Genomic DNA, 26775 nt, shown 5'->3' on the forward strand with positions numbered 1-26775 from the left:
TCGGGGAGTGTACGGAGGGGACGGCAGGCCCGGGGTCATCGCGGTGCCACGCTCCCGGCCGCGAACTCCGCCCGCGCCGAGGCGAGCAGCTCGGGGTCGGTGAGGAGGTCGGCGGCCACCTTGGCGAGCCCGGTCGCCGCGATCCGGGTGCGTTCGTGCGCGAAGGGCGTCACGGCAGCCTCCGCCATCGCCTCCGAGTGGGCGGGCGTACCGGACTCGGCGATCCGCACATACGGATGGATGACCGGCAGGAGCTGGGAGAGGTTGCCGATGTCGGAGGAACCGGCGGGCGCGTCCGGGGTGTCGGGCGCGATGTCCAGGCCCAGCGCGCGCACGGCCGCTCCGAAGTGCGCGGCGAGCACGAGATTGTCCCGGCGCTCCGCGTACAGCGGACCCGTCTCGGACACCTCCACCCGCGTCCCCGTCGCCAGGGCCGCGCCCTCGGCCGCCCTGCGCACCCGCTCCACCAGCGCCTGCGCCTCGGCGGTCGTCCGGTCGCGGACGTACAGGTCGACGGCCGCGCGGGCCGGCACGACGTTCGGGGCCTGTCCGCCGTCCGAGACGATCCCGTGCAGCCGGGCCGTCGGCGGTACGAACTGCCGTAGCGCGTCGACCGCGTTGAGGAACACCTGCACTCCGGCGAGTGCGCTGCGCCCCTCCCACGGCGACTTCGCCGCGTGCGCGCTGCGGCCCGTGAACGCCACCCGCAGATGCGCCGCCGCCAGGGCGTGCTGAGTCGTCGCCGAGCGGTCCGACGGATGGAACATCACCGCCGCGTCGACCCCGTCGAACACCCCGGCCTCGGCGAGCCGCACCTTCCCGGCCCCGCCCATCTCCTCGCCGGGCGTGCCGATCACTGCGACCGTCCCGGGGTGCGCGGGCAGCGCCCGCACCAGGCCGATCGCGGCCGCCGCCGCACCCGCCGCGATGAGGTTGTGGCCGCAGCCGTGCCCGACGCCGGGCAGCGCGTCGTACTCCGCGAGGACGGCGACGTACGGACCGGGTGTGCTTCCCTCGTGCACGGCCGTGAACGCGGTGTCGAGCCCGCCGACGCCTGCCGACACGGTGAACCCGGACTCGATCAGCCAGCCCGTGAGCACCTGCTGGGCGTGGTACTCGGCGAACTTCAGCTCCGGCCGCCCGTGGACGGCGAGGCTCACCCGCTCCATCCGGGGCCGCAGCGCGGTGAGTTGGTCGGACAGCGTCTGAAGCGACACGGACACGGGTCTCCCCCTTCGTCTCGGGTGACACCCCGTCACCCGAGACGAGACTGCGGCCACCGAGAGCCGCGAACCCGCCGGTTACCGCGCGCCAGGTAATCGCGGGGGCCCCGCGGCGGGGGAGTTCCCGGTCTCAGTCGCGTACGCCCCACTGCTTGCGCCGTCTGGCGATCTGCTGGACCGGATCGCCGGTGTACGACCAGGGTGTGCGGGTCGCCCGGGTGCCGAGGATCCGCAGCAGCGGCGTCGCCACGTCCGCGGTGCCCGCCGAACACGCCGCGTGGGCGAGGTAGTTGAAGTCGCGCAGCTCGCCCGGGGCGACGGCGTCGTCCTTGCGGCCCATGATCCAGCGTTCCCAGGTGCGGCGGACGTCGCTGACGGCGCCGTCGTTGTTCCAGTGCTGGCCGAGCCCCACCGCGGTGGAGCGGTCCTGCGTGGTGTCGAGGGCGTGGCGGAACTCCTCGACGCGCGCGTACTGCACCAGCACCGGCAGTGGACAGCCCGGCGGGGCCGCGCCGGCCGCGTCCCGGGCGAAGTCGTACATCAGCCCGTGCGAGCCGTGCCAGCGGGCGGAGTAGTAGTGCAGCACCTGGAGGTGGCCCTCCATGCTGTACGGATCCCGCTGGTGCAACTCGTCCCACCAGCGGGCCAGTTCCTGCCGGCGCACCCCGGCCGGATAGAGACGGGCGACCGAGATCAGCGAGGTCCACGGTGTCGGGTCGTCCAGGTACGCCTCGGCGGCGGACAGACACGCCAGCACCGCGCCGTCGACCCGGGTCTGCTCGATCGGCACGCCACGGCCCGCGGTGATCGCCAGGTTGAACGCCCGGGCCGTCTCCGTGGCCGCCCGCAGCACCAGCGCGTCGGCGCTGTGCGGCTCGGCGGCCAGCCAGGTCTCCACCGTCGAACTGCCCGCGCAGGCCTGCGCCAGCAGCCGGACCCGGTGACCGCGGGCGAGCCAGTCGGGGCCGGTGGCGCGCAGCAGGTCCCGCAGGCCCTGCCAGCGGCCGATGACGATGTCGTGCCGGGTGGAGGAGAGGGGAGCGTCCCCGCAGTCGGGGTCGAAATCGGGAGCGAAGCGGTCGCGCGCCATCGGGTCCCCTCTCAGAAGTCGGTGGAGAGACCCTCGTGGCCGGCGGAGTGCGTCGCGGGGCGCCCCTCGGGCACGTAGTCGGCCTCGACGGTGCGCGAGGCGTCCAGCCGGGCGGGCCGGTAGTACTCGCTGCCCTGCCGCCAGTACCAGAGCATCGGCACCAGTCCCACGGCGAGCCCGCCGACGCCGATGGCGACCGCCGCGGGGTCCAGCTCACCGAGCGACTCCACGAAGATCCAGAACATGAACACGGCGCCGAACAGCGGCCACAGCCCGCCGAGGAGGAAGTCGGAGGGGGACTTCAGCAGCGTCTTGCGGTACGCGACGACCGCCGCCAGACCCGCCAGCCCGTAGTAGACGGCGATCTGGAGGCCGATCGCCGAGATGGCGTCGGCGAGGATGTCGCCCACCGAGCCCAGCGCGTTGGAGGCGACGAACAGCACCAGCGCCACCCCGCCCACCACCGCGATCGCCACCCAGGGCGTGTTCCAGGTGCGGTGCACCCGGCCCAGCGCGGACGGCATCGTACGGTCCCGGCCCATCGCGAACAGCGAGCGCGTGACCTGGATCAGGGTCGTCTCCAGGGTGGCGACGGTGGACAGCATCACCGCCACGATCAGCACCTTGCCGCCCCAGCCCGGCCACACCTCCTCGCCCAGCGCCGCCAGCACGTTCGCGCCGTTGTCCTCGATCCGCTGCGAGCTGAGGATGACGTTCACCGCGATGGTGAAGACCTCGAAGAGGAGAAAGACGATGCCCACCCCGATCAGCCCCGCCAGACCCGTCGTACGGCGGCTGTTGCGGGTCTCCTCGCTGAGGTTGCTGGTCACGTCCCAGCCCCAGTAGTAGAAGGCGGCGACCAGCGCGCCCGACGCGAAGCCGGAGACGCCGTCGAAGTGGCTGAATCCGAGCCAGGACCAGTCGAACGGCAGCGAGTTGTCCGTGTGGAAGAGGGCGAGCACCGCGAACAGCGCCAGGATCGCCAGCTCCACACCCGACATGATCAACTGCGCGCGCACGGTGAGCCGGGCCCCGCCGAGGACCACCGCCAGCATCACCAGGAACCAGGCGGCGCCGACGACGGTCGACAGTGCCGTGTCGTCGGCGAGGCCCTCGTCGAACAGGGCGAGCGTCATCGACCCGGCCGGCAGCGATCCCGCCACCATGAAGATGGTCGCCGAGATCACCAGCGCCCAGCCGCTGATGAAGCCCAGGAAGGGGTGGAGCGTGCGCCCCACCCAGGAGTAACTGGCGCCCGCGTTGACATCGATGCGGCCGAGTCGGCTGAAGGCCAGCGCGATGCCCAGCATCGGTATCGCGCAGTACAGCAGCGCCGCCGGTCCGGCCAGGCCCACGGCGCCGGCCAGGACCGCCGTGGTGGCGGCGATGGAGTAGGCCGGCGCGCTGCCGGCGACCGCCATCACCACCGTGTCGAAGGTGCCCAGGACATTCGCCTGGAGGCCTCTTCCGGTGCTGTTGCTCATGGTTGTGCCGCTTTCCGTCGTGCACGCCGCCCGAGCGGGGACGACCCGGCGGCGTATGGGGGGTGAGGGATGGAGCGCCGCCGCGCGTCGGGAGGGATGACCTCGGGAAACGTCGGCGGGGAAAGCGCGGAGGGTACCGTTCCGGCACTGCGTGGGCGGACGGTCACACCGAGTGTGCGAGTGACTATAGCCCTAACGATTGAGCTTTCAAGATTGACGGATGGGTAACGTCCACGGCCGCCCGTGCAGGTGGCATGTGCCGCGATTGGAGCGGGCCGCACGGGAAACGCGGACGGGGAGACAACAGCCCCCGACGGCGAAGGAGCAACCCATGGGTACGGAGTCCGAGGCGATGGGCGACGACGTCTACCAGCCCACCGGAACGAACGAGGAACAGCAGGACGCCGCCCCGCTCGACCTCCAGGACGCCGTCGGGGAACGCACCTACGACGACACCCTCGACGAGGGCTACTCCCCGCCGGAGAAGCCGCTCGGCGTGACCAAGTACGGCACCACCGCGGCCGAACAGCACGAGGGCGAGAACCTCGACCAGCGCCTCGCCCAGGAGGTCCCGGACGTGTCGGAACCGGCCGGCGACGGCGTCGGCGACCTCCCCGAGGGCGAGGGCGAACCCGTCGACCCCGAGGCCGGTGACCGGCGCGCGGGCCGGCTCGTCGCCCCCGACGAGGGCGCCCACTCCGATGCCACCCCACAGGAGATCGCCCAGGACGTGGGCATCGACGGCGGGGCCGCGGGCGCCGAGGAGGCCGCCGTGCACATCGTCGAGGAGTGAGCGCCTCCGGTCCCGGGTTCCCGCCGCTCTCAGTCGCCGATGCGGTCCAACTGCCGCAGCCGGTTGGTGGCGTCGAGGGCGGCGACCTTGTACGACTCCGCCAGCGTCGGGTAGTTGAACACCGCGTCCACCAGGTAGTCGACGGTCCCGCCGCAGCCCATCACCGACTGCCCGATGTGGATCAGCTCGGTCGCCCCGGTGCCGAAGCAGTGCACCCCGAGCAGCGTCCGGTCCTCGGGCGAGACCAGCAGCTTCAGCATGCCGTGGGCGTCGCCGATGATCTGCCCGCGGGCCAGTTCGCGGTAGCGGGCTATGCCCACCTCGAACGGCACGCTGTCCTCGGTGAGCTGGTCCTCCGTCCGCCCCACGAAGCTGATCTCCGGGATCGTGTAGATGCCGATCGGCTGGAGGTGGTGCATCTGCCCGACGGGCTCGCCGCACGCGTGGTACGCGGCCGCCCGGCCCTGCTCCATCGCCGTCGCCGCGAGCGCCGGGAAGCCGATGACGTCGCCCACGGCGTAGATGTGCGGGACCGGCGTGCGGTAGTGCTCGTCGACCTCGATCCGGCCGCGCCGGTCCGCCGCCAACCCGGCCTTGTCCAGATCCAGTTCGTCGGTCAGGCCCTGCCGGCCCGCCGAGTACATCACCGCGTCCGCGGGGATCTTCTTGCCGCTCTCCAGCACGGTCAGCGCACCGCGCGCATGCCGTTCCACGGCGGCGACGGTCTCCCCGAACCGGAAGGTCACCGCCAGGTCCCGCAGGTGGTACTTGAGCGACTCGATGACCTCGACGTCGCACATGTCGAGCATCCCGGCCCGCTTCTCCACCACCGTGACCTTGCTGCCGAGCGCGGCGAACATGGACGCGTACTCCATGCCGATCACACCGGCGCCGACGATCACCATGGACTGCGGAACCCGCTCGATCGTCAGGACGTTGTCGGAGTCGAGGATGGTCCGCCCGTCGAACTCCACGCTGTCCGGCCGCGCCGGCCGCGTCCCGGTGGCGATCACGATGTGCTCGGCGCTGATCAGCCGCTCCTGCCCGGTGATCTCGCGCAGCGCGATGGTGTGGGCGTCGACGAACCGGCCGGTGCCGGCGAACAGGGCGACATGGTTGCGGGACAACTGACTGCGGATGACATCGATCTCACGCCCGACCACATGCTCGGTACGGGCGGTCAGATCGGCGACGGTGATGTTCTCCTTGAGGCGGTAGCTCTGTCCGTACAGGTCCCGCTGGGTGAGACCGGTGAGATACAGCACCGCCTCGCGCAGCGTCTTGGAGGGAATGGTGCCGGTGTGGAGGGAGACCCCGCCGACCATGTCGGGGCGGTCGACGACGGCGACCCGGCGGCCCAGTTTGGCCGCGGCGATGGCGGCCTTCTGACCGCCGGGACCTGATCCGAGGACGAGCATGTCGAAGTCGGGCACGCTCCGGAGTCTGGCAGCCGCAGGGCCCGCCGCGAAAGGGTGAGCGCCGATCGCCCCGATTGCTCAGGGCAGCAGCTTCTCGATCGCGCTGGGTCCCTCCTCGGCGAGCTTGCGCCGCGCCCACTCGAGATTGCGCGGGGTGATGTCCCGGCCGGTGGCGAGGACCATGTCCTCCGGCGACACCTCGGTGCCGGTACGCGTGTGGAGCAGGTTGTCCGGGGTGGCGCGCTCCGGGGAGGGCCGGGAGCCGCCTGGTTGTGACGTCGGCATGATGTCTGCTCCTCGCGTCCGAAGGGAGGCTTCGGCCCGGTGCGGTCATCGGGTCCACTAACACCATTCATCCTGGAGCCGCACCCTGCAATCCGATCAGCTCCGGCTCGAGATGCCGGGAAGATCAACCGGGCGTCTAATGGGCTCCATGGCACCCACCACCGCCGGGAACCCGCACCGCGGGGGACTGCGCAGGCTCGGCGCCTGGTGCGCCCGGCACTTCCTGATCGTCATCATCGCCTGGCTCGTGGCTGTCGTCGCCCTCCAGGTGGTCAGCCGTTCCGTCGGCGGGACCTACGAGGACAACTTCCAGCTGCCGGGTGTGCAGTCCACGGACGGCCTGGACGTGCTCAAGGAGCACGACCCGCAGGCCGGCGGCTACAGCAGCCAGATCGTCCTGCACGACGACCAGTCCGTGAGCACCCTGAGTTCACAGCTGTCCACGACCGTCGGCGACCTCCAGAAGCTCCCCCATGTGCTCACGGCCGTGAACCCGCTCTCTGTGACGTCGTCGAAGGTCGGCCCGGTGTCGGGCGACGGCAAGACCGCGTATGTCACCGTCCGCTTCGACGTGCAGCCCTCCACCCTCGGCGACGACTACCTGACCGGCGTCGACAAAGCCGTCCAGCCACTGCGGGCGGCCGGCGCCGACGTCGAGTACGGCGGCTCGCTCGGCGAGCTCGCCCGACCCGACGCGGACGACCGGATCAGCGAGGCGATCGGCTTCGCGGTCGCCATCGTCGTCCTGCTCGTCGGCTTCGGCAGTGTCATCGCGGCCGGACTGCCCCTGGTCACCGCCCTGATCAGCGTGGTCGGCGGACTCGCCTGCCTCGGGCTGCTGGCCGCTGCCTTCACCTTCGCCACCGTCTCGCCGACCCTCGCCACCATGATCGGACTGGGCGTCGGCATCGACTACGCCCTCTTCCTGATCACCCGGCACCGGCAGAACCTGATGAACGGCGCCGATCCCGCCGAGGCCGCCGGACACGCCAACGCCACCAGCGGCCGCGCCGTGCTCGTGTCCGGCACCACCGTGATCATCGCGCTCTTCGGTCTGTACGCGTCCGGGGTGTCCTTCATCGGCAAACTCGGACTCGCCGCCGCCGTCACCGTCGTCACCGCCGTCATCGGCGCCCTCACCCTCGTACCGGCCCTCCTCGGGCTCATCGGCAGACGCATCGACCGCTACCACGTCCGCAAGCCGGTCGCCGAGACCGACGCCGGACCGGGCGCCGTCCCGCACGGCACCTGGCACCGCTACGCCAAGCGCGTCGAGCGCAGGCCCTGGGAGTACCTCGGCGCCGGTGTGGCCGTCATCGCGATCCTCGCGATCCCGGTCTTCTCCATCCAGCTCGGCCACATCGGCGACGGCGCCGACCCGACCTCCTTCACCGACCGGCGGGCCTACGACCTGATGACCGACGCCTTCGGACCCGGCTCCAACGGCCCCCTCACCGTCGTCATCGACCAGACGTCCGTCCCGTCCGACAAGCGCTCCGACCTCTCCGCCCAGGCACAGAAGACGCTGGGCGCGGTGCCCGGCGCGGCCACGGTCACCCCGCTGACCCCCACCAGCGACGGCGACGTGCTGCTCGCGACCGTCTACTCCAAGCAGTCCCCGCAGGACGCGAGCACCACCGACCTGACGAACCGTCTCGTCGACGACACCCTCCCCGACGCGGTCTCCGGCTATGACGCCAAGGGCTATGTCACCGGGACCACGGCCGCCCAGGTCGACTTCCGGGACATCGTCGCCAGCCGGCTGCCCCTGATCATCGGCGTGGTCGTCCTCCTCGCCTTCCTGATCATCCTCGCCGTGTTCCGCGGCCTTCTCGTGGCGGTCAAGGCCGCCGTCCTCAACGTCCTGTCGATCACCGCCTCGTACGGCGTCGTCGTCGCCGTCTTCCAGTGGGGCTGGGGCGGGCCGGCGCTCGGCGTCCACGGTGACGTGCCCATCGAGAGCTATGTGCCGATGATGATGTTCGCGATCATCTTCGGCCTCAGCATGGACTACGAGATCTTCCTGCTGTCCCGGGTGCACGAGGCCTGGCTGCGCACCGGCGACGCCAAGGACGCCGTCGCCCACGCCCTGGAGATCACCGCCCGGGTCATCACCTGCGCGGCCCTGATCATGGTGAGCGTGTTCGCGGCGTTCATCATCAGCGACAACATCGTCGTCAAGATGCTGGGCCTCGGCCTCGCCGTCAGCGTGCTGATCGACGCCACCGTGGTACGGCTGCTCATGGTGCCCGCCGTCATGACCCTGCTGGGCGCGCGCGCCTGGTGGACCCCGCACTGGCTGGACCGGATCCTGCCGCACATCGACGCCGAGGGCGACGCGGAGACCCTCAGCGGTCCGCCGGACCCACCGGCGCGAGCACGAGCATCGTGACGTCGTCGCGGACGGCGGGGCAGTGGTGCAGGACGTCCGTCCACACCCGCTCGGCCGTCGTCGCCGGGTCGGCACCGGCGGCGAGAGCGGGCAGGCGGTCGAGCAGGGGGTAGAAGACTCCGGCGGCGTCCCTGGCCTCCGAGACGCCGTCGGAGGCCAGGAAGAGGCGGTCGCCGGGGCGCAGCGGCAGAACGTGGGCGGTGAGCGGGGCGCCCTCCGGGAGACCGAGCCCCAGGGGCGTCCACGGGACGACGTCCAGCTCCGTGGCCGTGCCCTCGCGCAGCAGCACCGGCGGGGGATGCCCGCAGACGACCACGCTCACGGCGTCCGCGTCCGGCGTGAACTCCAGCAGGACCGCCGTCGCGAACAGCTCGGCGTGCGTGACCCGCGCCGAGTCCACCGTCAGCCGCCGGTCGAGGCGGGCGGCGACCCGCGCCAGGTCCGGCTGGTCGAGCACCGCCTCCCGGAACGCTCCCAGGAGCGAGGCCACCGTCGCCACCGCCGCCAGCCCGTGCCCCTGGACGTCGCCCAGCACCGCCCGCACCCCGTGTTCGCTCGTCCGGACGTCGAAGAAGTCACCGCCGACCAGCGTCCCGCGCTGTGCCGCCCGGTACAGCCCCGCGCAGCGCACCGGACCCACCCGCCCGGGGACCGGCGGCACGACGGCGTTCTGCGCCGCCTCGGCGATCGTGCGCTCGGTGTCCAGCTGGGCGTCCCGGCGGCGGCGGACGAAGGCCACGAACACGCTCAGCACCGCGACGAAACACACCGTCAGCACATCGGTCTGGCCCGGCTGGTCGAGCTGGAACGCGGGCAGGTTGAGCATCACGACCACGGCCGCGCCGAGCAGCGCGGTCGCCGCCGGACCGTACGACAGCACCGCCAGCGGCGGGATCGCGCCCAGCATGAACCCGATGTCCAGCGGCTCGGGGCTGGTCAGCGTCGCGACGCAGACGCCCACGACCAGCAGGAGCGGCAGCGCCCGTACCCAACGCGGCGGCGGCGCGCCCCGCAGCCAGCCTCGCCGGTCCCCGTCCAGTCGTCCCACACCCCCACGCTCCACCGTGGCCGCGGCGGCCGCACGCCGAAAAACCGGTGGACGCGATCGAGGAGGGCCCCCTACCGTGTGATCGCACGCCCGGACATTCACGGAAGGAGGCGAGCGCCATGCGAACCACATTCATCCCGCGCTCCCACTCCGTGACCCCGGCGTGCCGCGTCTGACCCTCGTCCGACGCCCCGGGAGCGCACCACGCCGTACGCGACCCGGAGGAATCCGTGACCGATCTGGTCATCCGCGCTCTCGACGAGAGCGACGTCCATCTGTTCGACACCCTGCCCGATCCGCTGCGCGCCGCCGACGCCTTCGGCAGGATCACCTACCGGCCCGACTGGAAGCGCGTCGCCCTGCGGGACGGCCGGGTCGTCGCCCGCGCCGTCTGGTGGGGAGGCCCCGAGGACACCGAACCGCTCGTGGTGCACTGGTTCGACTTCGCCGACGGCGAGGAGGAGGCCGCGGCCGAACTCCTGCGCACCGCCCCCTGGCAGGTCGGCCTGGAACTGGTCATGCCCGGCGGCTGGCGCGACGACCCCGCCATGCGGGCCGCCGCCGAGGCCCGGCACGCCGCCGCCCGCGCGGCCGGCCACACCCCGCTGGTGGAACGCTTCGTCTACCGCTGGACCCCGGAGTGCGGGCTGCCGGACCGTCCCGGCCGTCTGATCTTCGCCCCCGAACCGGACGACGCGGTGTTCTTCGACGCCCTGCGCCGCATCCACTCCGACACCCTCGACGCCCATGCCCGCAAGGCCATCGCGGAAGGCGGCCTCGACCGAGCCGCCCAGGAGGAGATCGACTTCTTCCGCTGGTGCCCGTCACCGCGCGAGTGGTGGCAGGTGGCCCGCACCCCGCAGGGAGAACTGGCCGGCATCCACATCCCGGCCCACAACCCCTCAGGCCCCTGCGTCGGGTTCATCGGCGTACTGCCGGACCACCGGGGTCACGGCTACGCCTACGACCTGCTCGCCGAGTGCACCCACTATCTCGCCGAGCGGGGTGCCGAGTTCATCGCCGCCGCCACCGACCAGGGGAACTTCCCGATGGCGGCGCACTTCGCGAAGGCCGGCTATCCGGTCGTGCGGGAGCGGGTGAACTTCGAGGTCGGCTGACGGCCGACCGAGCCCTGGGTCCTGGCAGGTCCCGCCAGGACCCAGGGGCTCGGGGCGCGGTGCGTCAGTGTGCTCCGCCCGCCAGCAGGGCCTCGGCGTCGGCCAGGATCTCCGTGACGCGCAGGCCGAACGCGGCGTCGCAGGCGTGGGGGCGGCCGTCCCGGGCCGACGCGAGCAGTTCGTCGGCGGCCCGGGTGAGGGCCCCGGCGGCGTCGCCGCCACCCTGGGGGAGCCGAGTCACCCCGGCCGTACCCCGCAGCTCCACGCCCGCGCCCGTCGCCGCGGGCGGGGCCGTCAGACTGAGTGTCAGCGTGCTGGAGGCGCCGTCCACATGGTCCAGGACCACATGGACGGTGTCCCGGGGACCATGGGCCGCGGCCGTCACCCGGCGGACGTCGCCGAGGACCGGCAGCAGCACGGACAGCGCGTGCGGACCCACGTCCCACAGGGCGCCCTTCTCGCCGCGCCAGGGCGTGGCGAAGGGGTGGTCGCCCGTACTGTGGAACACGTCGCCCAGCCACTGGGCGTGTCCCGTGAACCATCCCCCGGTCTCCGCCTGTTCGGCGATCCAGGCACCGGCCTCGGGCACGTACCGGGTGGTGAAGAAGACGACCGAGGCGATCCCGGCCTCCTGTGCGGCCCGGACCACGGCCCGCGCGCCCGCCACCGTCGCGGCGACGGGCTTGTCGAGCAGGAGATGACAGCCGGCCCCGGCGGCCCGCACCGCGAGCTGCGCCTGGACGTCCGGCGGCAGTGCGACGGCCACCGCGTCCACGTCCGTGAGCAGGGCGTCCACGTCGTCGTAGGCCCGTGTCCCGTGCCGGTCGGCGAGTTCCTTCGCCGCCTCCGGGCGTCGGCCCCAGACACCGACGAAGTCGAGCGCTTCGTGCGCTTCCAGGACGGGGGCGTGGACCATCTGTGCCCAGGGGCCGGTGCCGAGCAGACCGATGCGCATACCGCTGACTCTCCCTGATGCCGACCGACGTGACGGGTGACGTGACGGGTGACGTCCTCGCCGGGACGCCGACCCCGACCGCGAGCCTCGCACACCACCGTCGTTCCGGGACACCCCGGGCGGTACTCCCGGGCCGTCAGGCCGCCCGGGCCTCCGTCGAGCGGGAGTCGTCCGCCACCGGGGCGGCGGCGGAGGTGCCCCGGACCAGGCGGAGATGCCGCCTGCGCCCGGCATGGCGCCGCTTGGGCCGGCCCTGCGCGAGCAGGTGTTCCTCGACCCGGTCCATGACCGCCATCAGCACGGACAGCAGCGGCAGCAGCAGCACGGCGACCCAGAGCACGATTCTCTCCTCGGCAGGCGACGCAATGCCGGGTGCTCAGAATCGGGCCGCTGATGCCTGCCGGGCGCGGATTGGGCGCGGATCGGGCGCGGATCAGGTGCCAGGCGGCGCGGCGAAACCCGTCAGCAGGGCGTCCGCCTGGGCCAGACCGCTCTCCGCGGAGATCTCCCGCACCGTCTGCGCGGCCCGGATCGTGGCGAACGTGACCTGGTCGCCCGCGAGCCGGTAGCCGTACACGGCGGGCCTCGGCAGGCTGTTGTACGACCAGTGCGCCGAGAAGTAGTACCCGCCCGTGTCGTGCAGCACCACCAGGTCCCCCTCGGAGAGGGCGGGCAGCGGCCGGTCGTGCGCCACGACGTCCCCGGCGAAGCAGAGCGGCCCGGCGACGTCCTGCCGGACGAGGGGCGTCCGCTTGGGTGTGCCGTCCGGGCCGTACGCGGACACCCGCAGCGGCCAGGCGTCCGGCATGAAGACGGTACGGGTCGCGACCTGCCCGCCGGCGTGGGTGAGCGCGACCCGGCGTCCACCGGCGTCCTTGACGTACTCGACGAGGGCCGCCGTGAAGCCGTTCTTCGCGATCAGGGAGCGGCCGAACTCGGTGACCACCTGGTAGCGGCCGTCCAGCAGCGCCGGTTCGGCGGCGGTCAGCGCGGCCACGTACTCCGCGTAGGTGGGCGTGACCGTGTCGTCGGCGAAGTTCACCGGCAGCCCACCGCCCAGGTCGAGGCTGGTCACCTGGCGGCGGCCGACATGCGCGTTGATCTCCTCGGCGAGCCGGTGCGTCTCCGCGAGGCCCTCCGCGATCAGCGGCAGGGGGCAGCCCTGCGAGCCCACGTGCGCGTGCAGCCGGGTCAGCCACGGCCGCCGCGCGAAGGCCTCGACGACGCGGGTGCGGGCCCCCGGATCACGCAGGGCCACCCCGAACTTGGAGTGCGCGGTCGCCGTGCTCATCGCGCCGATCGACCCGCCCCCGACCTGCGGGTTGACCCGCACCCCGAGTACCGACGCGCAGTCCTCGGGTCGCAGGGCGTCGATCCGGTCCAGCTCGTCGAGGTTGTCCGCGTTGAGCGCGACGCCCAGGGCGAGGGCCTCCCGGATCTCCCGGCGGGTCTTCGCCGGCGAGTCCAGCACGATGCGCGCCGGGGCGAACCCCGCGTCCAGCGCCAGTCGCAGCTCGCCGGGGCTCGCCACCTCGCAGCCCATGCCGGCGTCGGCGAGCAGCCGCAGCACGGGCACCAGGGAACAGGCCTTGGCGGCGAAGGTGTGCAGGACGTCCGGCACCTGCGCGAACGCCTCGTGCAGGCCGGCGACGCTGTCGCGCACGCCCCGCACGTCGACGAAGCCGGCCAGCGGCCGATTCTCGCCGAGCAGCCCGTCCGTGACGGCCTGCCGGACGGCGAGGGCGACGGGAGAGGCGTCGGTCCGCTGGTCGGTCCGCTGGTCGGTCTGCTGGTTCTCGGTGGGGAGCAGCACGTGCTCGTCTCCTTCGGGCGAGGAAGGGTGTCACGCGGTCGGTGACTCTTCCAGATTCCTCCCGCGCAGGCCGCACGTCTTTGGGTACCAGGCCAAAGGCAGGCGGAACCTTTGTGTACGCGGACAATCGAACGCTCGTGCGCTCAGGTACGCGAGCGCTCAGGACCCCTCGGGCGGGACCAGCCGGACCGCGAGGGTCAGCAGCAGCCGGGTGTCGGGATCGTCGAGGTCCACGCCGTACCGCTCCCGGACCCGACCCAGCCGGTAGCGGAGCGTGTTGGCGTGCACGACCAGGCGGCGGGCCGCCTCGGGGACGTCACCCCCGGCGTCGAAGTACGCCGCCAGGGTCCGTACCAGCTCGCCGCCCGCTGCGAGGTCCGTCCGGATCAGGTCGTGTACCGGCCCGCCGCCGGACTCCCACACCGGACGCGCCGCGTCCAGGATCCGCAGCACCTCCAGCGCCGCGCCCGCACCGGCCGCGTCGGCGTGCCGCGGGGGCCGGGGCCGTCCGGCGGCCGACGCCCTGGCCTCCCGCTCCCGCAGCGCCCGGACGACGAGCCCGGCCCGCCCGTACGACAGGTCGGCCCGCTCCGGGGTGACGACCGGGCCGACACCCAGCCACACCGCCGGCGCACCCGGCAACGACGAGACGACCGCGTCCAGTTCGCGCACGACGCCGAGCACGGCCGCCGCATGCTCCGCCGCGGTGGCGTCCCCGGTGAGGAACAGCGCGAGCCGGTCGCCGTCCCGCAGGATCCCGGTACCCGGACGGTGCGCGGAGGTCTCCAGGGCGAGGACGTCCAGGGCCCGGTCGTCGGCCCGCGCGCCCGGCAGCCGCTCGGCCACCACCACCGCGCACGGCGCGTCCGGGGACAGCCCCAGCGACCAGGCGTGGGTACGCCGGTCCCCGAGACCGTGCAGCAGACCGCGCAGCGCGGCCTCCCGGCGGTGGGCCGTGCCGCTCTCGCTCAGCCGCTCGCGCACCAGCAGCGGAGCGGCGAGCCCGGCGGCCGTACGCAGATGACGGGCGGCGTCCGGGGCCAGGGCGGCACCGTCCGCGGCGGCCCAGATCGAGCCGAGAACCTCCCGCCCGCTGCGCACCGCGACGACCAGCCGCTCCGGGTTGTCGCCGTCGGCGGGCCGGTGGATGACGTCCTCGGAGGTCCACAGGGCGCGCAACAGGCCGCTGCGCCGCAGCTCGGCGACCCGCCAGTCGGGCACCCGGCCGCCGAGGATGACGGTCCGGCGCAGCGGGTCGGCGCCGGGCCCGGTGGCGGAGTGGGCCAGGACCCGCAACCGCGTGTCCTCGATGGTGATCGACCCCTTCACGTAGGCCGCGACCCGCGCCGCGAGAACCGCGAGGGAAGGCGCCGTCTCCGGGCCCCGGAGCGCCCCGGCGTCGTCGGCCCGGCCGGCCCGGACGTAGGAGAGCGCCGACCGCAGCAGCGCGGCGGCCTCGGCCCAGCCGGTGCCCTCGGCACGGGCGAGCAGAGCGACGCCGGTCTCCCGGGCCGCCTCCACCGGTCCGTTGGCCTGCGGGTCTGCGGCCTGTGGGGCTGCGGCCTGTGGGTCTGTGGCCTGCGGGTCTGTGACCTGTGGGGCTGTGACCTGCGGATCGGTGACCCGTGGGGTTGTGATCTGCGGTCCGGTGACCTGCGGTCCGGTGGTCTCTGGACGGGTGGTCTCCGGACGGGTGGTCTCCGGACGGGTGGCCTCCTCGCCCGTGTCGCTCAGCACCACGGCGCAGGCGCCCCGCCGTGCGGCCTCGCGAACGGTATCGGCGTCCGGGGCGGCGCCCACCGCCAGCAGCAGGACGCCCGCGCCCGCCGGACGTCCCGGACCCGGACCCGGCCCGTCCGGAGCGTCGGGGCCATCCGGGATGTCGAGGTCGTCCGGGGTGTCGAAGTCGTCGAGGTCGTCGAGGCCGACGGCGATCCGCCGGACGACGGTGTCGGGCGCGGCGGGCGCGTACAGCAGCCGCACCGCGTTGCCGTCCTCGAAGGCCAGCAGGGACCGCAGGGTCGCGACAGCCTCCCGCGGGGCCGGATCCTCCTCGTTCATCGTCCGACGCTCCCGCCCTCGTCCCCACGACGCACCCCGTGTGCTCCCCGCCGACGATAGGCGTCCCGGGCGGCGCCGACGGCCACACCGCGGCGCTCGCCGTCTCCCGGTTTCCTCCGGGGGAAAGCCACGGGACCGGTGACATCGCCGATCCCCCTGCACCGGCCCCGCCCCGACAGTGGCACCGCCAGCCCAGCGGCGGCGCCCCTCGCGGCCCGCCCGACCGAGAGGACGACTCCTCGTGCAGCATCACATGCGTACCGGTGCGGCCCACCGCGCCTCCACCGGCTCCCCCCACCGCAGGTCCGGACAGCTCGCCCGGCTCGCGACGGCGGTCGCCGCCGTCGTCGGCCTCACCACGCTCAGCGGCCCCGGCGCGCAGGCGGCGGACAACCCCTACGAGCGGGGCCCCGCGCCGACGACCGCGAGCATCGAGGCGGTGCGCGGCCCGTACGCGGTCTCCCAGACCACCGTCTCCTCGCTCGCCGTGACCGGCTTCGGCGGCGGCACGATCTACTACCCCACCAGCACCAGTGACGGCACCTTCGGCGCGATCGCCGTCTCGCCCGGCTACACCGCCACCCAGTCCTCCATCGCCTGGCTGGGCCCACGACTGGCGTCCCAGGGCTTCGTCGTCTTCACCATCGACACCCTCACCACGCTGGACCAGCCCGACTCCCGCGGTCGCCAGCTGCTCGCGGCCCTGGACCACCTCACGCAGGTCAGCTCCGTCCGTAGCCGCGTCGACAGCGGCCGGCTCGGCGTCATGGGCCACTCGATGGGCGGCGGCGGCAGCCTGGAGGCCGCCAAGGCGCGGCCCTCGCTCCAGGCCGCGATCCCGCTCACGCCGTGGAACCTCGACAAGACCTGGCCCGAGGTCGGTACACCCACGCTGATCATCGGTGCCGACGGCGACACGGTCGCCCCTGTCGCCGGCCACGCCGAGCCGTTCTACTCCAGCCTGCCGTCCTCCCTGGACCGCGCCTACCTGGAGCTGAACAACGCCACGCACTTCACCCCGAACTCGTCGAACACGACGATCGCGAAGTACGGCATCTCGTGGCTGAAGCGCTTCATCGACAACGACACGCGCTACGAGCAGTTCCTGTGCCCGCTGCCGCAGCCGAGCCTGACGATCGACGAGTACCGGGGCAACTGCCCGCACACGTCCTGAGGCAACGTGAGGACAACGGGGCCGCTGCCGTTGCGGCTGCGGCTGCTGCCGTCGCTGCCGCCGTCGCTGTGCCCGTGCACGCGGCGCGGCGGCGGCCGTTGGGACCCGGCACAAGGTGTGTCACGCCCGTCGCACACGAACCCGCTGGTGACGGGCCCCGAACGGCCCGCGCCGTCGTCGTTGTCGCCCCGGTCGCACGGCTTCCACCACCCGTTACCCGTACGTAACGTCACGGGAATGACCGGACAGACGACCGCCGGCGGCGGTGTGCGGGTGGTGACCGGTGAACCCGGTTGCGGCCGCACGGCGTTCCTGGCCCGCGCCGCCCGCTCGTGCCCGGCCGCGTTCGTGGTCGGTGTTCGGGCCGACCGGGCGGCGTCGGCCGTACCCCTCGGGGGTCTGCGCGCGCTGCTGCGCGTCCTCGGCGCACCGGCGGACCCGTGGTCCGCCGCTGGGCCGCCCTGCGCGTTACTCCTCGACGCCCTGCGGGCCGCCTCCACCGGCACGCCGCTGCTGGTGTGCGTCGACGACGCGCATCTGTGGGACGCCCCCACCAGGGCCGCAGTGGGCCGCACCGCCGAGCGCCTGCGCGGGAACGGCCGGGTGAGCGTGCTGCTGAGCGTGTCCGGACACCGCCCGGTCGACCGGGAGTTCGCCGCGCTGCCGGTGGTCCGCATCGACCCGCTCTCCCCGGCGGAGGCGGCCGCGCTCCTCGACGAGGCGACGGGCGGGGCCCTCGACCGGGCCGTGCGCGACGACCTGGTGGACGCGGCCGAGGGCAGTCCGACCCTGCTGCTGGCGATGGTCCGGCGGTTGTCGCCCGCCCAGATCCGCGGTCACCGGAGGCTGCCCGGCCCGCCGGCCGACGCCGAGCTCCTGACCGGCCTGGCCGGCGGCTTCCTGACCGGGTTCACGCCCGCGCAGGAGGACCTGCTGCTGACGGTCGCGGCGGCCGTACGGGACACGGACGACACGGAGAACACCCGGATCGGCCTGGCACTCGCGCGGCGGGGTGCGGAGCACCTGCGGGGGACGCGTCCCGGCGCGGAGTCCGCACCTCCCTTCGATCCGCTGCCCGAGGTGCTCGTCCTGGCCGACGGCGAGGTCGGGTTCCACAGCGAGCTGCTGCGCCGCGCGGTGTACGCCGGTGCGCGGCCCGAACGGCGCCGTGCCGCGCACCGCGCGCTGGCCCGGGCACTGGAGGACGCGGGAGCCGCAGGCCTGCACGCCCTGCTGCACCGGGCCCGGTCCGCCACCGTGGCCCGGCGCGGGACGGCGACCGAACTGGCTGCGGCGGCCGGTGACCAGGCGCATCCCCGGAGCCTGCGGTGCGCGGCGTACGCCCATGCCGCCGAGCTGGCCGAGGACGGCACCCGGCGCGCGGAGTGGTACACGGCCGCCGCCGAGCAGGCCCTGCTCGGCGGCCGCACGCACCGGGCCCTGCGGCTGCTCGACGGGGCCCGGGACAGTGCGGCGCCCACGGCGCTGCGCGGCCGCGTCGAACTGGTCCGCGGCACCACGGTCCTGTACGACGGCGCAGTCGACGAGGCCCGCGCATCCCTGCTCCTGGCAGCCCGCCTGCTCTCCGCGTCGTCCCCACGACAGGCCCAATCGGCCCTCCTGGCCGCGGTGGACGCCGCCTGGGCAGCGGGTGACGCCCAGGGCTGCCTGCACCTCCTGAGCGCCGGCGACAACTCCCCGACCCCCGACGCACGGCCCGACACCAGCCCGTCCCAGGACGTTCCGCCGACCCGTCCGGGCCCCCCGGGCGACGCCCCGGGCCACCAGGACCTGCCGGGCGGCGGGAACGGCTCCCCGGACACGGACGCGCGGCCCGGCCCCCGGCCGTTCGGGGACGTTCCGGCGGACCGGCCAGGGCTTCCGGATGCCGCCCCAGGGCGCCTGCACCTGCCGGGCCACGGTGAGGACGGCCTCCCGGATTCCGACGCGCGGCCCGACGCCAGACCACTCGCGGCCCTTCCGGTGGACCGGCCGGGCCCCCCGGGCGACGCCCCGGGCCACCAGGACCTGCCGGGCGGCGCGAACGGCTCCCCGGACACGGACGCGCAGCCCGACACCCGGTTCGGGGATCTCCCGGCGGACCGGCCGGGGCCGCCGGGCGACGCCTCGGGCAGCCGGCACCTGCTGGGTGGCGAGGACGGTACCCCGGGTATCGACTTACGGCCCGGCACCCGGCCCTCCCGGGACCTTCCGGAGGACCCGCCGGGGTCTCGAGGCGGACCGGCGCACAGGGGTGTGCCGGTGTGTGCAGGCAGCAGTGCCGTGTTGCGTGGCTATCGCATCGGCCTCCGGGCCCTGCTCGAAGGGCAGTTCGCGCAGGCGGCGGAGCCTCTGCGGCGGCTGGTGGAGGACGCGGAGACTGCGGGTGGTGTGGAGGCTGCGGGTGGTGTGGAGAGCGCGGGCGGGGCCGACGAGCCGGACACCGCGCTGCGCGCGGCCGCCGCCGCCCTGCTGCTGGGCGACCTCGTGGCCGCCCGCCGCGCCGGGGCGCGGGCCCTGGCCGCCGCCCGTACCCCCGGGACCCCCGCGGCCCTCGCGCGGGCCCGGGAGTACCTCGCCTACGCCGAGCTGCGCGCCGGACGGCACGCGCTGGCCAGGACCCACGCGGAGGAGGGACTGCGGGCCGCGCACCGCGCGGGGCAGCGCAACACGGCCGCCCACCACCACGCGGTACTCGCCCTCGCCGCGTCGATCGAGGGCGCTCCGGAGGAGGTCGCCGGCCACGTGGATATCGCGCTGGCCACGGCCCGGCGGCACGGCCTCGTCCAGGCCGCGACGCTGGCGGAGTGGGCGGCGGCCCGCGCCGACCTCGCCCGCGGGCGCCCCCGGGAGGCCACGGACCGGCTCGGACCCCTCGTGCGCCCGGGGCCGCGCAGGGGCCACTTCGCGGTGTGGATGCTCGCCGTGCCCTGCTTCGTGGAGGCCGCCGCCTCGACCGGACGGGCCGACGACGGCGTCACCGAGGTCGTCGAGGAGTTCGCCCGGTGGGCCGGATTCGGCGCCGACCCGCAGGCCCCCGCCCAACTGACGCGCTGCCGTGCGCTGCTGGCCGCGGCGGACCGGCCCGACGCCCTGTACCGCCGCGCGCTCGACCTGCACGACGCGGCCGGCGGCGGCGACTTCGAACGTGCCCGCACCGAACTGCTGCACGGCAAGTGGCTGCGCAGGCGCCGCCGGCTGAGCGAGGCCCGCGACCGCCTCGGCGCCGCCCTGGTCGGGTTCGAACGCTGCGGCGCGCGGGCCTGGGCGGACCAGGCCCGCGCCGAACTGCGGGCGGGCGGCGTGGCGCCGGGCGGCGGAGTGAGAGCGATGGGGCTGGGGCCGGGGCTCGACGGACTGACACCGCAGCAGCTGCGGATCGCCCGGTGCGTCGCCGAGGGCGCCACCAACCGGGAGGTGGCGCTGACCCTCTCGGTCAGCACCCGAACCGTCGACTACCACCTGCGGAAGGTCTTCGCGGCGCTGGGCGTGCGCTCCCGCGTCGAACTGGTGCGCATGGTCGAGAAGGCCGGACAGGAGGGTTGATCGGAGCGAAAACAATGGTGCACACCCCTAGGGACCGACCGGACGGTATGCCATCCTTCGTGGCAGGACGAGTCGGACGGCTGGACACTGCCCCGGGGGAGGACCGCGATGCATCAGGCCCTACGGTCACGGACCGTCTTCCGACCCGCGGCCGGCGCACCGGCGGCCCCCGGACCCCGGCCGCATCCGCCGCACGTCCGGTCGCTGATCGACGCCGACGCCCTCCGGGTCCTGCACCGCGCCGCCCGGGTGCTCCTGGCGGACCTGGCCGATCTCACCGACCGGCTGGTGGCCGCGCTCCAGGACCAGGAGCCCGCCTACCGCGCGGCCGTGACGAGCGATCCCGCCGCCACCTGGCAGGAGGTGCACCGCTCGCTGCGGCACAGCGTGTCCTCGCTGATCGACCCGCGCGGCAGCCGGGACGCGGCCCGCCGTTGCTCGTGGAAGATCGGCGCGACCCGCGCGGAGCAGGGCCTCCCGCTGGACGCCCTGCTGCACGCGTTCCGGCTGGGCGGGTCCCTGGTGTGGCAGGGCCTCATCGAGGAGACCTGCCGCACGGCTCCCGAGGACGTGCGGCTGCTCGTGCACATCGCCGCCGACGTGTGGAACTTCGTCGACGAGCACTGCACCCTCGTCGCGGACGCCTACCGGCAGGTCGAACGGCAGCTCGCGTGGCGGCGCGAGAACCGGCTGCGGGTGCTGGCCGGCGCCCTGCTCGACGGTGCCAGCCGGATCGCGGACCTGCCCGAGACCGCCCACGCGCTGGACCTCCCCGAAGAGGGCCGGTACGTCGTCGTGGCGGTGACGGCCGGCTGTCCTTCCGACGGCGCCGGGGCCCGAGCCGCCCACGGTCGAGGCAGGCGCGTGTACTGGCACACGGGGGTGGAGGTGGACTACGGCATCGTCCTCCTGGGTGAGGGCGGGGGTGAGGGCGAGGGCGAGGTCGGGAGTGAGAGCGGGAGTCCGGACTCCCGCTCGCAGTGCCCGCCGTCCGCCGTCCCGTCGGCTCACGGCAGCGCACGGACCGGGGTCAGCACGGCGGTGTCGGGACTGGCCGCGGTCGGGGACGCTCGCCGCCTCGCGGACATCGCGCTGGACATGTGCCCGCGGACCGGCGGCACGATCCGGCTGACCGAGCACCTCCCGGCCGCACTGGTGGTCTCCACCCCCGACCTGGGTGCGGCGTTGGTCGAGCGGATGCTCGGGCCGCTGAGCGGTCTGGAACCCGCCGACGAGGCCGTCCTGCTCGACACCCTGGTTACCTGGCTGGCCTGCGACGGCTCCGCCCAGCGGGCGGGGGAGCGGCTGTACTGCCACCGCAACACCGTCCTCAACCGGCTGCGCCGTTACGAGCAGCTGACGGGCCGTTCCCTGTCCCGGCCGGCCGACCTGGTGGAGATCAGCCTCGCCCTGACGGCACGGGGCCTGCGCACCCGCTGAGCACCGGCCGTCGGTGTTATGGCACGACAAACGGCTGATGACCCGAATCACCGATCAGTCGGCGATGCGTCACCCGCGTATCTCGTCCGCCTTGTGAGATGGGTATGCATCCGTGCCGGACGATTGTGCGAGGATCATTTTCAGTCACCGTCATCAGACCAACTTCTTCACACTTCTGACACAAATTTCACGCTTTCACTAGGTGAGTTATAGTCACGGTCCAAGCATCAACTATTTGGGGGGCGCTCGGACCAGGTGGGGCCTGGTCCGGTCGGCGTGTGCTTGACATCGTCTGCGCACCCCCGCAGCAGTCTCGTGGGGGTTGGGTAAGTGGAACATTGGCTGGATGACGCCCAACCTGAAGGGTCGGACGATACATCCGGGCCCGACGGCACTCTGTTCGCCGGGCGCAGAACCGGCATTCAGGCGAGAAGGGTACGAGCCGGCAGCTTCTGGGAGGCCGCGAACGAACCCGGTTCCGCGCGCACCGAGGCGACGGCCCCCCTGTCCGGCGGCACCGCGGTGTACCCGGTCTTCACGGACGTCGGCACGGCCGAGTCCCTCCACGACGCGGACGAACTGACCGTCCAGCTCGCGGGCATCGACCCGGCGTCCACGGCAGGTGCCTTCGGCGGCCGGCACGAATCCCAGGCCGCCCCCGGCACACCTGTCTTCGTCGACGAGTCGGGTCGCCGCAGCCGCCGGTTGCGCCGGCTCGGCGTGGCCGTCGGCGTCGCCTGTTCCGTGTACGCCCTCGTCATCGTCGCCACTCTCGTCTCCGGCAACTCCAGCGCACCCTGGCTGCCCCTGCCGGGACAGGACGACGACACGCCCGCCGGGAAGGTCGAGACCTCGTCCGTGCCGGCGGTCTCGGAGAGCCCCTCGGGCTCGGACAGCGCCGCGCCGAACGCGGGCTCGTCGGATTCCGTCCCGACGGCATCGTCCATGGGTGGCGCCACCGACGTGCCCGGTGCCGCCGCGAGCCCCGGCGGGCTCGAGGCGTCCGCGCTGCCCGAGGCGTCCACCGGGACGACGACCGTGAACCCCACCGCCACGGCGACCGCGGCCAGCCCGGCCGCGTCGGACTCCGCCGTCGCCTCGCCCGAGGCGAGCCAGCCCGACAGTGGCGGGAGCGCCTCGCCGAGCGCCGTCGAGGACACCGGGGGAACCGGCGAGATCGTCGGCGAGGCGAACTCCGTGTCCTCCGTCGGCTGACACCTCTTCGGCTCGGCGCCCCCGCTCACTTCCCTCCGCTCGGCCCCCCGCTCCCTTCCCTCCGCCCAGCCCCTCCGCTCGGCCCCCCCGCTCACTCCTCTCCGCTCGGCCCCCCGCTCACTTCTCTCCGCTCGGCCCCGCCGGCTCACTTCCCCCCGCTCACTTCTCTCCGCTCAGCCCCGCTCACTTCCCTTCCTGTCCCGTTCTGGAGCACACCTTCCGATGGCATTCCCCGCCCGCCGTCGCAGGGCCGCAGCCGCGGCCCGTGACAGCGCCGCCCGGCGCCGCCGCGTACCGATGCGCCTGATGCTGCCGAGCCTCGTCCTCGTCGCCATGATGGCGATGCTGATGGTGCGCGGTTACGTCCACAGCGAGATCCTCGCCGACCATCGCGTCCAGCCCGAGGCGGCCGCCGACAAGGTGCCCGAGGAGATCCTGGACGGTGGCCCGGTCATCGACAGCCGCGGCGGCCGCAGCGCCAGCCGCGAGGTGCCCGACCACCGTCTGGTCCTGACCTTCGACGACGGCCCGGACCCGGTCTGGACCCCCAAGGTCCTGGACGTGCTCAAGAAGCACCGCGCGCACGCCGTCTTCTTCGTCACCGGCACCATGGCCTCCCGCTACCCGGACCTGGTCCAGCGCATGGTCGACGAGGGCCACGAGGTCGGCCTGCACACCTTCAACCACCCCGACCTGTCCTTCCAGTCGCAGAAACGTATCTCCTGGGAGTTGTCGCAGAACCAGCTCGCGCTGGCCGGCGCGGCGGGCATCCGCACCTCGCTGTTCCGTCCGCCGTATTCGTCCTTCGCCGACGCGATGGACGACAAGTCCTGGCCGGTCACCGAGTACATCGGCTCACTCGGCTACCTGACCGTCGTCAACAACACCGACAGCGAGGACTGGAAGAAGCCCGGCGTCGAGGAGATCATCAGGCGCGCCACGCCCAAGGGCGGCGAGGGCGCGATCGTCCTGATGCACGACTCCGGCGGCGACCGCCACCAGACGGTCCAGGCGCTGGACCGGTTCCTGCCCGAGCTGAAGTCCCGTGGCTACGAGTTCGAGAACCTCACCGAGGCCCTCGGCGCGCCCAGCGCACACACCCCCGTCACCGGCCTCGACCTGTGGAAGGGCAAGGCGTGGATCTTCCTCGTCGGGGCCGCCGAGAACATCACCGGGGTACTGGTGGTCGGCCTCTCGGTGATCGGTGTCCTGGTCATCAGCCGGTTCGTGCTCATGCTGCTGCTGTCCGCCCTGCACGCCCGCAGGGTGCGCCGCCCCGGATTCGGCTGGGGCCCGCCGGTCACCGAACCGGTGTCGGTGCTGGTTCCGGCGTACAACGAGGCCAAGTGCATCGAGAACACCGTCCGCTCGCTGATGGCGAGTGAGCACCCCATCGAGGTGCTCGTCATCGACGACGGTTCCTCCGACGGCACCGCGCTGATCGTGGAGGCCATGGGCCTGCCGAACGTCCGGGTCGTCCGCCAGCTCAACGCCGGCAAGCCCGCGGCCCTCAACCGGGGCATCGCCAACGCCCGGTACGACCTCATCGTGATGATGGACGGCGACACGGTCTTCGAGCCGTCCACCGTCCGCGAACTGGTGCAGCCCTTCGGCGACCCGAAGGTCGGCGCCGTGGCCGGCAACGCCAAGGTCGGCAACCGGGACTCGCTGATCGGCGCCTGGCAGCACATCGAGTACGTGATGGGCTTCAACCTCGACCGCCGGATGTACGACGTCCTGGGCTGCATGCCCACCATCCCCGGCGCGGTCGGCGCCTTCCGGCGCACGGCCCTGGAGCGGGTCGGCGGCATGAGCGACGACACGCTCGCCGAGGACACCGACATCACCATGGCCATGCACCGAGACAACTGGAAGGTGGTCTACGCGGAGAAGGCGCGCGCCTGGACCGAGGCCCCGGAGTCCGTGCAGCAGCTGTGGTCCCAGCGCTACCGCTGGTCGTACGGCACCATGCAGGCGATCTGGAAGCACCGCCGGGCGGTCTTCGAGCGCGGCCCGTCCGGCCGGTTCGGCCGCGTGGGTCTGCCGTTCGTCTCGCTGTTCATGGTCCTGGCCCCGCTGCTGGCCCCGCTCATCGACGTCTTCCTCCTCTACGGAGTGGTCTTCGGTCCCACCCAGAAGACGATCGTGGCCTGGCTGGGCGTCCTCGCCGTCCAGGCGGTGTGCGCGGCCTACGCCTTCCGGCTCGACCGCGAACGCATGACCCACCTGATCTCGCTGCCCCTCCAGCAGATCCTCTACCGCCAGCTCATGTACGTCGTGCTGCTCCAGTCCTGGATCACCGCCCTCACCGGCGGCCGGCTGCGCTGGCAGAAGCTGCGCCGCACCGGCGCCGTCGAGGCGCCCGGCGGCCCGGCGCCTCGTCAGCACGTCGGCAGCACCAACGACCGGAGGCCCGTCGCATGACCCAGGGTTACCCGACCGGGACGAACGCAGGTCCCGACCGGACACCGGCCTTCGGCGTCCCTCAGCAGCGGACCGCGCAAGGCCTCCCGGAACCACCCGCCACGGCCGGGGCCGGGGGCACGATCGGCGCGAAGAAGCCGGGACGCGACCGCTACCTCGACCTGCTGCGCACGATCGCCCTGGTCCGTGTGGTCGTCTACCACCTGTTCGGCTGGGCCTGGCTCACCGTGCTGTTCCCGTCCATGGGCGTCATGTTCGCCCTGGCGGGCTCGCTGATGGCGCGCTCGCTGAAGCGTCCGCCACTGGGCGTGATCCGGGACCGCGTCCGGCGACTGCTGCCGCCGTTGTGGCTGTTCGGCGCGGCCGTCCTGACGCTGATGTTCGCCGGCGGCTGGAACCCGCTGAAGGACCCCGACCACGGGGGCGCCCTGGGCGTCGTCGAACTGCTCAACTACATCGTCCCGCTGGGCGCGCCTCCGTTCCCCTGGGACATCGGCTCCAAGTCCGGCCTGCTGGAGAACACCTGGGCGGTCCAGGCGGCGGGTGTGCTCTGGTACCTGCGGGCCTACCTGTGGTTCGTGCTCGCCTCGCCGCTGCTGCTCCGGGCGTTCCGCCGAGCGCCCTGGGCCACGCTGTTCGCGCCGCTCGCGCTGACGGCGGTGGTGGGCACCGGCCTGGTGTCCATACCCGGCGAGACCGGCAACGCGGTCAGCGACTTCGCCGTCTACGGCAGCTGCTGGGTCCTGGGCTTCGCCCACCAGGAGGGGCTGCTCGCGCGGATACCCCGCTACGCGGCGGTCTCCTGCTCCGTACTCGTGATGGCCTTCGGCCTGTGGTGGGCCTCGGGGCACCTGGGACCGGACGGCTGGGACCTCAACGACATCCCGCTGGCCCAGGCCGCCTGGTCCTTCGGGTTCGTGGTGATCCTGCTCCAGTACTCGCCCTCGTGGCAGGAACTCCCGCGCGGACTGGCCCGTTGGGACAGGCTGATCACGCTCTCGAACAACCGCGCCGTCACGATCTACCTGTGGCACAACCTGCTGATCATGGCCACGGTCCCGATCATCGACCTGGCGTACGGGCTCCCCTTCATGGAGAGCCGGAGCGCCACGGCCACCCTCGACTCCACGTACATGCTGTGGATGTTCGCGCTGGTCTGGCCCCTCATCGGAGTGATGATCCTCGCGACCGGCTGGATGGAGGACCTCGCGGCGAAGAGGAAGCCACGCCTGTGGCCCGACGGCCGCAAGAGCAAGGCGCGACGCGCGAAATAGGGACCGCGGACCGATGATCACG

At 73.3% G+C, this 26775-nt stretch carries 19 protein-coding genes; 9 read left to right on the top strand and 10 right to left on the bottom strand.

Features of this window, described 5'->3' with window-relative positions; all coding sequences use genetic code 11:
• Positions 1-35: 35 nt before the first annotated feature.
• The 3 genes from G9272_RS40445 to G9272_RS40455 form a co-directional block, all read right to left on the bottom strand.
• Positions 36-1217, bottom strand: a complete 1182-nt coding sequence (locus tag G9272_RS40445) for a M20 family metallopeptidase (protein WP_253268085.1) — start codon at positions 1215-1217, stop codon at positions 36-38.
• Positions 1218-1353: 136 nt separating this feature from the next.
• Complete coding sequence (locus G9272_RS40450; protein ID WP_171401180.1) at positions 1354-2313, bottom strand: hypothetical protein; 960 nt, start codon at positions 2311-2313, stop codon at positions 1354-1356.
• Between the two features lie 11 nt (positions 2314-2324).
• A complete protein-coding gene (locus tag G9272_RS40455) occupies positions 2325-3797 on the bottom strand; it encodes an APC family permease (protein ID WP_171401181.1) in 1473 nt (490 codons plus the stop codon).
• A 331-nt stretch (positions 3798-4128) separates the two neighbouring features.
• On the opposite strand from G9272_RS40455, the gene G9272_RS40460 reads away from it, so the two are divergent.
• Positions 4129-4590 (top strand): DUF5709 domain-containing protein, encoded by a 462-nt coding sequence (locus G9272_RS40460; RefSeq protein ID WP_171401182.1) that lies wholly within the window; start codon positions 4129-4131, stop codon positions 4588-4590.
• Positions 4591-4619: 29 nt separating this feature from the next.
• Here the strand turns inward: G9272_RS40460 and sthA are convergent, their stop codons facing one another.
• Positions 4620-6023 (bottom strand): Si-specific NAD(P)(+) transhydrogenase, encoded by a 1404-nt coding sequence (gene sthA, locus G9272_RS40465; RefSeq protein ID WP_216377857.1) that lies wholly within the window; start codon positions 6021-6023, stop codon positions 4620-4622.
• A 63-nt stretch (positions 6024-6086) separates the two neighbouring features.
• On the bottom strand, positions 6087-6293 hold the full coding sequence (locus G9272_RS40470; protein ID WP_020129064.1) for a hypothetical protein: 207 nt from the start codon (positions 6291-6293) through the stop codon (positions 6087-6089).
• 139 nt (positions 6294-6432) lie between these two features.
• Here G9272_RS40470 and G9272_RS40475 point away from each other — a divergent pair, with 139 nt between their 5' ends.
• Positions 6433-8685: an MMPL family transporter gene (locus tag G9272_RS40475; RefSeq protein WP_171401183.1), complete on the top strand. Its 2253-nt coding sequence runs from the start codon at positions 6433-6435 to the stop codon at positions 8683-8685.
• Here G9272_RS40475 and G9272_RS40480 read toward each other — a convergent pair.
• Positions 8642-9733 (bottom strand): PP2C family protein-serine/threonine phosphatase, encoded by a 1092-nt coding sequence (locus G9272_RS40480; protein WP_171401184.1) that lies wholly within the window; start codon positions 9731-9733, stop codon positions 8642-8644. The genes G9272_RS40475 and G9272_RS40480 overlap by 44 nt on opposite strands.
• 230 nt (positions 9734-9963) lie before the next feature.
• Here G9272_RS40480 and G9272_RS40485 point away from each other — a divergent pair, with 230 nt between their 5' ends.
• Entirely contained in the window at positions 9964-10851 is an 888-nt protein-coding gene (locus G9272_RS40485; protein WP_171401185.1) for a GNAT family N-acetyltransferase, read from the top strand.
• Positions 10852-10915: 64 nt separating this feature from the next.
• On the opposite strand, the gene G9272_RS40490 is transcribed toward G9272_RS40485, so the two are convergent.
• The 4 genes from G9272_RS40490 to G9272_RS40505 all read right to left on the bottom strand — a co-directional run bounded on the left by G9272_RS40490 (position 10916) and on the right by G9272_RS40505 (position 15680).
• Complete coding sequence (locus G9272_RS40490) at positions 10916-11806, bottom strand: Gfo/Idh/MocA family protein (RefSeq protein ID WP_171401186.1); 891 nt, start codon at positions 11804-11806, stop codon at positions 10916-10918.
• A gap of 136 nt (positions 11807-11942) precedes the next feature.
• Positions 11943-12146: a hypothetical protein gene (locus G9272_RS40495; RefSeq protein ID WP_171401187.1), complete on the bottom strand. Its 204-nt coding sequence runs from the start codon at positions 12144-12146 to the stop codon at positions 11943-11945.
• 93 nt (positions 12147-12239) lie between these two features.
• Positions 12240-13619, bottom strand: coding sequence for a diaminopimelate decarboxylase (locus G9272_RS40500; RefSeq protein WP_171401188.1), 1380 nt, complete (start codon positions 13617-13619; stop codon positions 12240-12242).
• A 159-nt stretch (positions 13620-13778) separates the two neighbouring features.
• On the bottom strand, positions 13779-15680 hold the full coding sequence (locus G9272_RS40505; protein WP_171401189.1) for a PucR family transcriptional regulator: 1902 nt from the start codon (positions 15678-15680) through the stop codon (positions 13779-13781).
• 253 nt (positions 15681-15933) lie between these two features.
• Here G9272_RS40505 and bdeA point away from each other — a divergent pair, with 253 nt between their 5' ends.
• The 6 genes from bdeA to G9272_RS40535 all read left to right on the top strand — a co-directional run bounded on the left by bdeA (position 15934) and on the right by G9272_RS40535 (position 26753).
• Complete coding sequence (bdeA, locus tag G9272_RS40510; protein ID WP_171402383.1) at positions 15934-16854, top strand: bis(hydroxyethyl) terephthalate hydrolase; 921 nt, start codon at positions 15934-15936, stop codon at positions 16852-16854.
• Between the two features lie 237 nt (positions 16855-17091).
• The gene (locus G9272_RS40515; protein WP_171401190.1) at positions 17092-20400 is read left to right on the top strand and encodes a helix-turn-helix transcriptional regulator; all 3309 of its coding nucleotides are present in this window, start codon (positions 17092-17094) and stop codon (positions 20398-20400) included.
• Between the two features lie 108 nt (positions 20401-20508).
• Positions 20509-21840 carry a PucR family transcriptional regulator gene (locus G9272_RS40520; RefSeq protein WP_171401191.1) on the top strand — a complete coding sequence of 444 codons (1332 nt, stop codon included), beginning with the start codon at positions 20509-20511 and terminating at the stop codon, positions 21838-21840.
• Positions 21841-22362: 522 nt separating this feature from the next.
• Positions 22363-23055 (top strand): hypothetical protein, encoded by a 693-nt coding sequence (locus tag G9272_RS44835; RefSeq protein ID WP_216377858.1) that lies wholly within the window; start codon positions 22363-22365, stop codon positions 23053-23055.
• A gap of 222 nt (positions 23056-23277) precedes the next feature.
• Positions 23278-25479, top strand: coding sequence for a glycosyltransferase (locus tag G9272_RS40530; protein ID WP_171401192.1), 2202 nt, complete (start codon positions 23278-23280; stop codon positions 25477-25479).
• Complete coding sequence (locus tag G9272_RS40535; RefSeq protein WP_171401193.1) at positions 25476-26753, top strand: acyltransferase family protein; 1278 nt, start codon at positions 25476-25478, stop codon at positions 26751-26753. Before G9272_RS40530 ends, G9272_RS40535 begins: the two co-directional genes overlap by 4 nt.
• The last annotated feature ends 22 nt before the right edge of the window (positions 26754-26775 follow it).

This window comes from Streptomyces asoensis (assembly GCF_013085465.1).
Lineage (GTDB): Bacteria > Actinomycetota > Actinomycetes > Streptomycetales > Streptomycetaceae > Streptomyces > Streptomyces cacaoi_A.